This is a genomic window from Patulibacter sp. (assembly GCF_030655195.1).
GTDB lineage: Bacteria > Actinomycetota > Thermoleophilia > Solirubrobacterales > Solirubrobacteraceae > Patulibacter.
This window is the reverse complement of record NZ_JAURWA010000154.1, coordinates 1-10,985: the sequence shown is the minus strand read 5'-3', so window position 1 is coordinate 10,985 and position 10,985 is coordinate 1. Positions and strand designations below refer to the sequence as shown.

Sequence of the window (10,985 nt, the reverse complement as noted above, 5' to 3'; positions counted from 1 at the left end):
GGTGCCGCGGCCGGCGTCCACGGCACCCCCGGCACGCAGACCGGGGCGATCCCCGGCCCGGCCGCCCACCAGGAGCCCGCCGACGGCGACACGGCGAGCTTCCGCTCCCGCGCCGCCGACCGCACCGCCGAGGGCGCCCGGGTGGCGGCCGACCGCGCATCGAGCGCCGCCAGCGCGACGGTGCAGGCCCTGCGCGAGACCGACGTCAACGAGATCGCCCGCAGCACCACTGGGCTGATCGAGAACACCCGCCCGTTCTTCCTGACGCTGTTCGCGCTCGGCTTCGCGATCCTCGCCGCGTTCGAGAACCACGCCGCCGTCGGCGTGATGTTCGGCATCGGCGCGACGCTCTGCGTCCTGGGCGCCGCCTACTCGCGCGAGATCGACCTGCTCCTCACCGGCCGGGCGACGGACGGGCGCACGCGGGGCGGCAGCGCGGACTGACGGGCGCCGGGCGGGCGCCGGTCCGCCTGGAATACCCTGGCGTCATGCAGGTGACGCTTCCCGACGGCAAGGTGCTCGACCTCCAGGACGGGGCGACGGGCACGGACGCCGCGCTCGCGATCGGACCCGGCCTGGCCCGGGCCGCGCTGGCCATCACCGTCGACGGTGAGCAGCGCGACCTCGACCGGCCGCTGGACGACGGTGCGCAGATCGGGATCATCACCGAGCGCTCCGACGAGGCCCTGGAGCTCATCCGCCACGACACCGCCCACGTGCTGGCGGCGGCGATCCTCGACCTCTATCCCGGCACGAAGATCGCGATCGGCCCGCCGATCGAGCACGGCTTCTACTACGACTTCCAGTTCCCGGAGGGCGTCGTCCTCAACGACGGCGACTTCACGGCGATCGAGGCGAAGATGAAGGAGCACGTCAACGCCGACGAGCACTTCGCCCGCGAGGACGTCTCCGTCGAGACCGCGCTGCAGCGCTTCCGGGCCGAGGACCAGCCCTACAAGGTGGAGCTGATCGAGGACCTCGTGAAGAACGCCCCGGCCGACGCGCCCGTCAAGACGGTCTCGCTCTACACCAACGGCCCGTTCACGGATCTCTGCCGCGGCCCGCACGGGCCGGGCACCAAGCGCATCGGCGCGTTCAAGCTCCAGTCGATCGCCGGGGCCTACTGGCGCGGCGACTCCGACCGCCAGCAGCTCGTGCGCATCTACGGCACCGCGTTCTTCAAGAAGAAGGAGCTGACCGCGCACCTCGAGCGCCTCGAGCTCGCCCGCCAGCGCGATCACCGCAAGCTGGGGAAGGAGCTCGGGCTCTACCACTTCAGCGAGGCCGCTCCGGGCTCCGCCTTCTGGACCCCGTCGGGGACCCGGATCTTCAACGAGCTCGTCGCGCTGTCGCGGGAGATGGGCGACGACCGCGGCTACACCGAGGTCAAGACCCCCCAGCTCTTCGACGCGTCGCTCTGGAAGACCTCGGGTCACTGGGACAAGTACCGCGACGACATGTTCCTCACGTCGACGGGCGACGCGGGCACCGCGGCGGACGAGCACCGCGGCGTGGAGGCCGACATGGCGTTCAAGCCGATGAACTGCCCCGGCCACTACGAGCTCTTCCGGCAGACCCGGTGGAGCTGGCGCGACATGCCCGTGCGCTTCTCGGAGCCCGGCCTGCTGCACCGCAACGAGCTCTCCGGCGCGCTCCACGGCCTGATGCGCGTCCGACAGTTCTGCCAGGACGACGCGCACCTGTTCGTCATGGAGGACCAGATCCAGGACGAGGTCACCGGCTGCCTGGAGTTCGCGAAGGCGACCTACGACCTGTTCGGGTTCGACGCCGCGGACTTCACCTACGAGCTGTCGACCCGGCCGGAGAACCGCCTGGGCTCCGACGAGATGTGGGACCGCGCCGAGGGCGACCTGCGGACCGCGCTCGAGAACAACGACCTGCCCTATGTCGTCCACGAGGGCGACGGCGCGTTCTACGGCCCGAAGATCGACATCCAGTTCCGCGACTCGCTCGGCCGCTCGTGGCAGCTGGGCACCGTCCAGATCGACTACCAGGCGCCGGAGCGCTTCGACCTCGTCTACACGGGTGCCGACAACTCCGACCACCGGCCCGTCGTCCTGCACCGCGCGCTCCTGGGCTCCTACGAGCGCTTCATCGGCATCCTGCTCGAGCACACCGGCGGCGAGCTGCCGTTCTGGCTCCAGCCCGCCCACGTCGCGCTGCTCACGGTGTCCGACCGCCACGAGGACGCGGCGCACGCGATCGCCAAGGAGCTCAAGGCGGCCGGGCTGCGCGTGGTCGTCGACGGCCGCACCGAGACGGTCGGCCGCAAGATCCGCGAGACCGAGCTGTCGAAGGTCCCGCTGATGGCCGTCATCGGCGACCAGGAGGCCGAGGCCCACACGCTGACCCTCCGTCACCACGGCGGGCGCGAGGAGTCGGCGGCCCCGGTGGCCGACGTCGCGGCGACGCTCGGCTCGGCCGTGCAGGAGCGGACGGCGCTCGGCACCCCGGAGCCCGCGGCGGACTGACCCGCCGCCGGTCGGCCGGGACGCCGGGGCCCGGCGCCGCGGCCGACCGCCCCGTCAGGCCGGCCGCCGCACCTCCGCGAGCAGGCCCTCGCAGCCGGCCGCCACCTGGTCGAGGACGAGCTCGAACCCCTCCGGTCCGCCCGTGTACGGATCCGGCACGTCCTGGTCCTCGGCGGGCGTGCCCGGGTCGAAGGAGCGCAGGAGCCGCACCTTCGCCCGCCCCGCGTCGTCGGGGGCGAGCGCGCGCAGGTCCTCGGCGTTGCGGCCGTCCATGGCGACGATCAGGTCCGCGATCGCGAAGTCGTCGACCGTGACCTGGCGGGCGCGGCTCGTCAGCGCGATGCCGCGGCGGGCGGCCGCGGCGGTGGCCCGCTCGTCGGCGGGACCGCCCACGTGCCAGGACCCGGTGCCGGCCGAGTCGACCGTGATCTCGCCCGCGAGGCCCCCGCGCTCGACCAGGTCGGCCATGACGCCCTCGGCCGTCGGCGAGCGGCAGATGTTCCCGAGACAGACGAACAGGAGGTGCACCCCCGGGAGGGTAGGGGAGGGTCCGAGCGCGAATCGTCCTGGCACACGGGCGCGTCTGCGCTACAGTCTGTTCCTTGTTTACTCGCGATACCTCGCGTGCGCAGGCCCTGCGCTCCGCGATCATCTCCTCCTAGTGCCGGTTCCGCGCAGGTTCGACCGTCGTCCGCCGGAACGTGACACCACGCGTGTCAACGACCGGATCCGGGTGCCCGAAGTTCGCGTCATCGACGAGAACGGCAACCAGGCCGGCGTCATGCGGACCGAAGACGCCCTCCGGTACGCCCAGCAGCGCGACCTCGACCTCGTCGAGGTGGCCGCCACGGCCCGCCCGCCGGTCTGTCGCGTGCTCGACTACTCGAAGTACAAGTACGAGCAGGCGCAGAAGAAGAAGACGGCCAAGAAGCACCAGACGCAGGTCGTCACGCGGGAGATCAAGTTCCGCCCGAAGATCGCCGACCATGACTACGCCACCAAGAAGGGGCACGTCATCCGGTTCCTCAAGGGCAAGGACAAGGTCAAGGTCACGATCATGTTCCGTGGCCGCGAGGTCACGCACCCCGAGCGCGGCCGCGACCTGCTCGAGCGGCTCGTCATCGACCTCGACGACATCTGCCAGGTCGACCAGCGCCCCTCGCTCGAGGGCCGCAACATGACCATGATGCTCAGCCCCTCGAAGGAGGTCATCAACGGCACGTGGGCGCCGAAGGTGCCGCCGACGGAGGAGGAGCTCGCCGCCGAGGCCGAGGCCGAGGACAACGCCGGCATCGTCGTCGGTGGCGAGGCCCCGAGCGACGAGTCGACCGACGACGCCGCGGTCACGGCCGACGCGTCCGCGGACGACGCTCCGGAGCCGGACGAGGCTCCCGAGCCCGACGCCGCCCCGACGGCCGCGGACGACGCGCCCCTCGAGGAGCCGGCGGCCGACGACGCAGCCGAGGGCGATGCCCCGACGGAGCAGCCGGACGAGGCGCCCGTCGCCGAGGCCGAGCCGGTCGCCGAGACCCAGGACGCGCCCGCGTCCTGACCCCGGACCCGCGTCCTCGACGGGACGCGGTCCGGTCCGTCCGGCGTGCGGTGGGTCCCCACCGCCGTGCCGGGCGGCCGCCGCGGACGTCGTCGCGGTCCCCTCCCGGGGGACCGCAACGCACGCGGATTGCAGGTCGTTCAGAGTGTTCGGGGTGGCGCACAGCGCGCCCCGACGTCGCGGACGCCGGTTCGCGGGGCGCACGCCGCCCCGCCCGGCCGCCCCGTCACCCGTTCTCCTGTGCGTGGGCCGGACCGCCACGCACGGCCCATCGCCATCTGGCACAATCACCGATTCGCATGCCCAAGCAGAAGACACACTCGGGCGCCAAGAAGCGCTTCAAGCGGACCGGGACCGGAAAGGTCTCCGCCCGCCACGCGATGTCCTCCCACATCCTGGGAAAGAAGTCGCCGAAGCGCAAGCGCAAGTTCGCCAACGCCGCCATCCTGTCCGAGGCTGATACGTCTCGTGCCAAGCGGCTCCTCGGAGACGGCTGATGACCCGCGTCAAGCGTTCGGTACACGCCAAGAAGAAGCGTCGCGCAACCCTCGAGCGGTCGAAGGGGTACGTCGGCCGCGCGAACAACACGTACAAGGAGGCGAAGGAGGCGGGCCTCAAGGCCGGCGTCTACGCCTACCGGGACCGCCGCAACCGCAAGCGCGACTTCCGTCGCCTGTGGATCACGCGCATCAACGCCGCCGCGCGCCTGAACGACGTGACCTACGGTCAGCTCGTCCACGGGCTGATCCTGGCCGGCGTCGAGGTCGACCGCAAGAACCTCGCCGACCTCGCGGTCCGCGACCCCGAGGCCTTCACGGCCTTCACGGCGGTCGCCAAGGACGCGCTGGCCGCCAAGGCCGCCGCCTAGCGAGCGCCCGTCGGCCTACCGGCCGACACCCAGTCTGCTGATCGGGCGTCCTTCGGGGCGCCCGTTCTGCGTTCCGCCGCCCCCATGTCCGTCATCAACTCGCACCAGAACCCCCGGCTCAAGCAGGTCCGGGTGCTCCAGGCCCGCAAGCGCGAGCGGTCGCGGACCGGCCTGTTCGTCGCGGAGGGGGAGGACCTCGTGGCGGCCGCGGCCGCGGCGGGATGGTCCGCCGAGGACGTGCTCGTCCCCGCAGGGCTCGGCCTCGAGGGCACCGAGGTCGACCCGGGCCTCCTCGACGGCGTCTCGGCCCTGGGGTCCGGCACCCGCGCGATCGGGATCTACCCGCAGCGCTGGCTCGACCACGCCGTGGGCCCGCGCTGCCTGCACCTGCACGGCCTGAAGGACCCCGGCAACGTCGGGACCGCCATCCGCGCCGCGCACGCCCTCGGCGCGTCGTGCGTGTCGATCGGGCCCGACACCGCCGACCCCTTCGCCCCCAAGGCGGTCCGCGCGAGCATGGGCTCGATCTTCGCCGTCCCCGTCGCACGCTCGGACGGCCCCGCGACGCTGCCCGGCGTCACCGTGGCGCTCGTCCTCCGCGCCGGCGACGAGCTGCGCGCCGATCTCGTGGATCCGGCGGGCGAGGACGGGCTGTCCCTGCTGATCGGTGCCGAGCGCGACGGCCTGCCCGACGACGTCGTCGCCGCCTGCGACCGCACCGCGCACCTGCCGATCGACGGTGCCGAGTCGCTGAACGCGGCGATGGCCGCGACCGTCGCGCTGTACGAGCTGGCGCGGACGTCCACCGGCTGAACCTCGCCGCCCGGCGGACCGGCCGGCTACGCGTCGCGCGGCCGGTCCGCGAGAGGATCGAACCCCGGTCGCGGGCGGCCCGGGGGAGCCCGGGGTCTCGGGGGCTCCCCGGTACGCTTGGCCGCGATGCAAGAACGGATCGCCGAGCTCCGCGCCGCGGGGGAAGCCGCAGTCGCCGCGGCCACCACGACCGACGAGCTCGAGGAGCTCCGCGTCCAGCACCTCGGACGCAAGGCCGAGCTGCCGAACCTGCTGCGCGACGTGTCCAAGCTCGAGCCGGCGGAGCGCGGGATCGTCGGCAAGGCCGCCAACCAGGCCCGTCAGGCGCTGCAGGCCGCGATCGACGCGCGGGTCGCCGAGCTGCAGGAGTCCGAGCTCGACGCGCGGCTGATCGCCGACCGCGTCGACGTCACGTTGCCGGGCCGGTCCGAGCCCGTCGGCGGGCTGCACCTGCTGACACGGGTGCGTCGCGACATCGAGGACATCTTCCTGGGGCTGGGCTTCGACGTCGTCGAGGGGCAGGAGACCGAGACGGTCCACTACAACTTCGACGCGCTCAACCACGCCGAGAACCACCCCGCCCGCGACCGCGCCGACACGTTCTACCTGGCGCCCTCGCCGGCTCTGGACGGCGACGTCCAGCGCCTCCTGCGCACCCACACCTCGCCGATGCAGGTCCGGCACATGGAGCGCGCGGAGCCGCCGGTGGCGATCATCGTCCCCGGCCGCGTCTACCGCCCCGACAGCGACGCGACGCACACGCCGCAGTTCCACCAGGTCGAGGGCCTCTGGATCGACACGGACACGACGCTCGCCGACCTCAAGGGCGTCCTCCTGAGCTTCGCCCGCGCGATCTTCGGTCCGGACCGCGAGATCCGCCTGCGCCCGCACTTCTTCCCGTTCACCGAGCCGAGCGTCGAGATCGACGTCTCCTGCCACCTCTGCGGCGGCACGGGACAGCTCCGCGACGGCGCGCGCTGCCCGCTCTGCAAGGGCACCGGCTGGATCGAGATCCTCGGCTCGGGGATGGTCGATCCGAACGTCCTCTCGGCCGTCGGCCGGGCGGAGTACGACCCCGAGCGCGTGCAGGGCTTCGCGTTCGGCATGGGGATCGAGCGGATCGCGATGCTCCGCTACGGCCTGAGCGACCTGCGCCCGCTCTACGAGAACGACGTCCGCCTGCTGGAGCAGTACGCATGAGCCCGCTCCGCGCCCCCGGCGCCGCCGATCCGACGGTGCACCCCACGACGGTCCCCGCCCGGACGGAGGCACCCGCATGAAGGCCCCGATGAGCTGGCTCGGCGACTACGTCGACCTGTCCGGCCTGGACGCCACCGAGGTCGCCGCGCGCCTGAACGTCACCGGCACCGAGCTCGATCGCCTGATCCACCACGGCGTCGAGACGCCGGAGCGGATCGTCGTCGGCCGCGTGCTGACCTGCGAGCCGCACCCCGACGCCGACCGCCTGCGCGTCACGACCGTCGACATCGGCGCGGACGAGCCGTCGCAGATCGTCTGCGGCGCGCCGAACGTCGCGCAGGGGCAGGTCGTCGCGGTCGCGACGATCGGTGCGGTCATGCCCGGGGGCATGAAGATCAAGAAGGCGAAGCTCCGCGGCCAGGAGTCCCGGGGGATGATCTGCTCCGCCCGCGAGCTCGGCATCGGCGAGGAGCACGACGGCATCCTCGCGCTCGACACCGTGCTCCCGGACGCCGCCGAGATCGCGCCCGGCACCCCGTTCTCCGACGTCCTCCTGCACGCGGACGACGTCCTCGACCTCGAGATCACCCCGAACCGCCCGGACTGCCTGGGCCTCTACGGCATCGCCCGCGAGGTCGCGGCGGCGACGGGCGCCGAGCTGCGCCCCGCCCCGTGGACCGCGGCGGGTGCGCAGGCCGCCGGCACGACCGTCGGCCCCGGCGAGGACGCCACGGAGGGCACCGGCGCGGCGGTCGACGCGGCCGGCGACGCCATCGAGGGCTTCTCGCTCGAGGTCGCCACGCCCCGCTGCCCGCGCTTCACGCTGCGGCTGTTCGAGGGCGTGACGGTGGGCCCGTCGCCGCTCTGGATGCAGGCCCGGCTGTCCGCCTCGGGCCAGCGGCCGATCAACAACGTCGTCGACATCACGAACTACGTGATGCTCGTGACGGGCCAGCCGCTGCACGCCTTCGACGCCGACCGCGTCGCCGGCGGGTCGCTGACCGTCCGCGAGGCCGTCGACGGCGAGCGGCTCGACACGCTGGACGGCACGACCCGCACGCTGCGGGCCGGCGAGCTCGTCATCGACGACGCCGACGGCCCCACGTCGCTGGCCGCCGTCATGGGCGGTGCGCGGTCGGAGGTCCACGAGGGCACCACGCGCGTGCTGCTCGAGGTCGCCTCGTGGGACGGCCCGACGATCCACCGGACCGCGCACCGGCTCGACCTCTTCAGCGAGGCGGCGTCGCGCAACGCGAAGGGGCTCGCCCCGGAGCAGGTCGACTGGTCCCAGGCCCTCGCCACACGGCTGCTGCGTGAGACCGCGGGCGCCTCGCGCGTCGGCGGCACGCTCTCGGCGGGCTCGTGGAACCCCGCCGTGGTCCCGCCGCCCCTGGCGGTCCGCGAGGCACGGGTCCAGCGCGTCCTGGGCACCCCCGTTCCGCGCCCGCGCCAGACGGAGCTCCTCGACGCGCTCGGCTTCTCCGTCACCGACGCGGAGCCCGACGCGCCCGCGGGCACCGGCACGCTCCAGGTCGTCGTCCCGGCCGAACGCCGCGCCGACGTCACGCGCGAGATCGACCTGATCGAGGAGATCGCGCGGCTCGGCGTCGTCGCCGACCTCGAGCCGACGCTCCCGACCCGCCGGCGCACCGTCGCCGCCCGCCTGTCGCCCCGGCAGCGCGCCCGCCGACGCGCGGAGGACGTGCTGGTCGGCCGGGGGCTGCAGGAGGTCGTCGGCTGGTCGTTCACCGACAAGGGCGCCGCCGGTCGCCTCGGCCTGGACGCGGACGACCCGCGCGCCGCCGCCGTCGTGCTCGACAACCCGCTGAGCGAGGACCAGGCCGTGCTGCGGCCGACGATCCTCGTCTCGCTGCTCGACGTCGCGCGCCACAACCGCACGCGCGGGGTCGACGGGCTGCGGATCTTCGAGACGGGCACGGTGTTCCGGGACACCCCCGATCCCCGTCGGCCCGACATGCCCTACGAGCACCTGGCGATCGCCGCGCTCGTGCAGGACGACCTGTTCGCCGCCAAGGGCCTGCTCGAGGCGCTGATGGACGGCCTGCGGATCGACGACTGGGCGGTCGAGGCGACGGACGAGGTCGCGTTCCTGCACCCCGGGCGCTCCGCGCGCGTGCTCGTCGGCTCCGGCGAGGACGCCGTCCAGGTCGGGCTGCTCGGCGAGGTCCACCCACGCGTCGCCGACCGCTGGGACCTCCCGCGCATGGCGACGTTCCTGGTCGATCTCGACAAGCTCCTGCCCCTCGTGCCCGAGCAGCGGCCGTTCCGGGCCGTCGGCGCGTTCCCGGACGCCCGGTTCGACCTGGCCGTGCTCGTCGCGGGCGACGTGACCGCCGCGAAGGTCGTCGCCGTCGCGCGGAAGGCCGGCGGAGCGCTGCTGGAGGACGTCTCCGTGTTCGACAGCTACCGCGGCAAGGGCGTCCCGGAGGGCCAGGTCTCCCTCGCCCTGCACGTCCGCCTGCGCGCCGCGGACCGGACGCTGGCCGAGGAGGAGATCGGCGGCACCCGCGAGGCGATCGTCGCCGCCCTGGCCGAGCAGGTGGGCGGGGTGCTCCGTGGCTGAGGGGGCGACCTCCGCCGCCGGTGTCGCACCGGCACGGGGCAGGGAGCGCCCGCGCGTGGCCGTCCTCGGGGCGTCGGGGTTCGCCGGGGCGCTCGCCGCCCGGCTGCTGCACCGTCATCCGCACTTCGAGCTGGGCGAGATCACCGCCCGGGCCGAGGCCGGGATGCGGCTGGACGAGCTCTACCCGCACCACCGCGTCCCCGTCGAGCTGACCGAGCCCGATCTCGACCGGATCGGCGCGTCGCACGACGTCGCGATCGTCGGGTATCCGCACGGCGCCTCCAGCGAGGCCGTCGCCGCGCTGCACGCCCACGGGCTCGTCGTGCTGGACCTCTCGGCCGACTTCCGCCTGCAGGACGACGCGGTCTACCGCGAGTGGTACGGCGACGTCCACGTCGCGCCCGAGCTGTTCGGCACCGCCGTCTACGGCCTGCCCGAGATCCACCGGGAGGCGCTCCTGGGCGTCCGCGAGGGTGGTCGGCTGATCGCGGGTCCCGGCTGCTTCCCGACGGCGACGATCCTCGCGCTCGCCCCGCTGGCACGGGCGGGCCTGCTGCAGGACGTCGTCGTCGACGCCAAGACGGGCGTCTCCGGCGCCGGGCGCAAGCTCGCCCGGACCACCCACTACGTCGACGTCTCCGAGAACGTCCACGCCTACGGCGTCGCCGGCCACCGCCACCAGCCCGAGATCCGCCAGGAGCTCGGCGGCCTGGGCATGGACGACGCGGTCCAGCCCGTCTTCGTGCCGCACCTCGTGCCGGTCGACCAGGGCGAGCTCGTCTCGGCCTACGTCCGTGCGCCGCGCGACGTCACCGCCGCCGAGGTCGCCGACCTCTTCCGCGAGGCCTACGAGGGCCAGGCGTTCGTCGAGCTGACCACGGCCGAGCCGGGCATGCGCGACGTCCAGGCCTCCAACCACGCCCGCATCCGCACCCACGTCGACCCCCGCTCGGGTCACGTCCTGGTCTTCGCGACCATCGACAACCTCTGGAAGGGCACCTCGAGCCAGGCGGTCCAGTCGCTGAACGTGGCGTTCGGGCGGCCGGAGGACGAGGGGCTGCAGGGCTGACCCTGCGGGCGGCCCACCCCCGACCGTCGCGTCTCAGCGCTTGATCGTCACCCGCTTCGACACGGAGGCCGTGCCTGCCGCCGCAGTCGTGAGGACCCGCAGCGTCCCGGTGATGCGGGTCGCCCGGCGGACCTTCGCCCGCAAGGCGGCCGGCACCCGCAGTCGCAGCCGGTACTCGCCGGCCCGGCGCCGTCCGACGGTCGCCGTGGCGACGAGCGTCCCCCTGCGAACCCGGAGCCGGCGGGCCGTCGTGGCGTCGGCGAGGAGCCCGGCGCGGATGCCGGTCACGGCGGGCACACGCACCCGGACGACCCAGCCGGACCGGACGAGGGTCGCGATGCGCGGCGGGCGGAGCGCGCCGACGAGGGATAGAGGGGCCTGTCTCCAATCCTGCCGCGCTGAAACGG

The 10,985-nt window shown here is 73.7% G+C and carries 11 protein-coding genes; 9 read left to right on the top strand and 2 right to left on the bottom strand.

Translation table 11 applies throughout. The annotated features are described in order from the left end of the window. Positions 1-444: hypothetical protein (locus tag Q7T67_RS17540; RefSeq protein ID WP_304792721.1), on the top strand; the 444-nt coding region annotated here is incomplete at its 5' end. Between the two features lie 44 nt (positions 445-488). Next, a complete protein-coding gene (thrS, locus tag Q7T67_RS17535) occupies positions 489-2,492 on the top strand; it encodes a threonine--tRNA ligase (RefSeq protein ID WP_304792718.1) in 2,004 nt (667 codons plus the stop codon). Positions 2,493-2,546: 54 nt separating this feature from the next. Here the strand turns inward: thrS and Q7T67_RS17530 are convergent, their stop codons facing one another. Then, the gene (locus Q7T67_RS17530) at positions 2,547-3,020 is read right to left on the bottom strand and encodes a low molecular weight protein-tyrosine-phosphatase (RefSeq protein WP_304792715.1); all 474 of its coding nucleotides are present in this window, start codon (positions 3,018-3,020) and stop codon (positions 2,547-2,549) included. Positions 3,021-3,225: 205 nt separating this feature from the next. Between Q7T67_RS17530 and infC the strand changes: the two genes are divergently transcribed. The 7 genes from infC to argC all read left to right on the top strand — a co-directional run bounded on the left by infC (position 3,226) and on the right by argC (position 10,578). Further along, positions 3,226-4,044 carry a translation initiation factor IF-3 gene (gene infC / locus Q7T67_RS17525; protein ID WP_370695418.1) on the top strand — a complete coding sequence of 273 codons (819 nt, stop codon included), beginning with the start codon at positions 3,226-3,228 and terminating at the stop codon, positions 4,042-4,044. Positions 4,045-4,343: 299 nt separating this feature from the next. Then, the gene (gene rpmI, locus Q7T67_RS17520) at positions 4,344-4,541 is read left to right on the top strand and encodes a 50S ribosomal protein L35 (RefSeq protein WP_304792710.1); all 198 of its coding nucleotides are present in this window, start codon (positions 4,344-4,346) and stop codon (positions 4,539-4,541) included. Then, positions 4,541-4,912: a 50S ribosomal protein L20 gene (rplT, locus tag Q7T67_RS17515; protein WP_304792707.1), complete on the top strand. Its 372-nt coding sequence runs from the start codon at positions 4,541-4,543 to the stop codon at positions 4,910-4,912. The genes rpmI and rplT overlap by 1 nt, the downstream gene beginning before the upstream one ends. Positions 4,913-4,996: 84 nt before the next feature. Further along, positions 4,997-5,725, top strand: coding sequence for an RNA methyltransferase (locus tag Q7T67_RS17510; RefSeq protein WP_304792704.1), 729 nt, complete (start codon positions 4,997-4,999; stop codon positions 5,723-5,725). Positions 5,726-5,851: 126 nt separating this feature from the next. Then, positions 5,852-6,925 (top strand): phenylalanine--tRNA ligase subunit alpha, encoded by a 1,074-nt coding sequence (gene pheS / locus Q7T67_RS17505; RefSeq protein ID WP_304792700.1) that lies wholly within the window; start codon positions 5,852-5,854, stop codon positions 6,923-6,925. A gap of 76 nt (positions 6,926-7,001) precedes the next feature. Beyond that, positions 7,002-9,509: a phenylalanine--tRNA ligase subunit beta gene (gene pheT / locus Q7T67_RS17500; RefSeq protein ID WP_304792697.1), complete on the top strand. Its 2,508-nt coding sequence runs from the start codon at positions 7,002-7,004 to the stop codon at positions 9,507-9,509. A gap of 55 nt (positions 9,510-9,564) precedes the next feature. Further along, on the top strand, positions 9,565-10,578 hold the full coding sequence (gene argC, locus Q7T67_RS17495; RefSeq protein ID WP_304792695.1) for an N-acetyl-gamma-glutamyl-phosphate reductase: 1,014 nt from the start codon (positions 9,565-9,567) through the stop codon (positions 10,576-10,578). A gap of 33 nt (positions 10,579-10,611) precedes the next feature. Here argC and Q7T67_RS17490 read toward each other — a convergent pair whose 3' ends face one another. Then, complete coding sequence (locus Q7T67_RS17490) at positions 10,612-10,866, bottom strand: hypothetical protein (RefSeq protein ID WP_304792693.1); 255 nt, start codon at positions 10,864-10,866, stop codon at positions 10,612-10,614. Positions 10,867-10,985 lie beyond the last annotated feature (119 nt).

Bases quoted from the DNA above. Each gene is read 5' to 3' on its own strand.
- thrS (WP_304792718.1), top strand. From the start codon at position 489: ATGCAGGTGACGCTTCCCGACGGCAAGGTGCTCGACCTCCAGGACGGG.
- rpmI (WP_304792710.1), top strand. From the start codon at position 4,344: ATGCCCAAGCAGAAGACACACTCGGGCGCCAAGAAGCGCTTCAAGCGG.
- rplT (WP_304792707.1), top strand. From the start codon at position 4,541: ATGACCCGCGTCAAGCGTTCGGTACACGCCAAGAAGAAGCGTCGCGCA.
- Q7T67_RS17510 (WP_304792704.1), top strand. From the start codon at position 4,997: ATGTCCGTCATCAACTCGCACCAGAACCCCCGGCTCAAGCAGGTCCGG.
- pheS (WP_304792700.1), top strand. From the start codon at position 5,852: ATGCAAGAACGGATCGCCGAGCTCCGCGCCGCGGGGGAAGCCGCAGTC.
- pheT (WP_304792697.1), top strand. From the start codon at position 7,002: ATGAAGGCCCCGATGAGCTGGCTCGGCGACTACGTCGACCTGTCCGGC.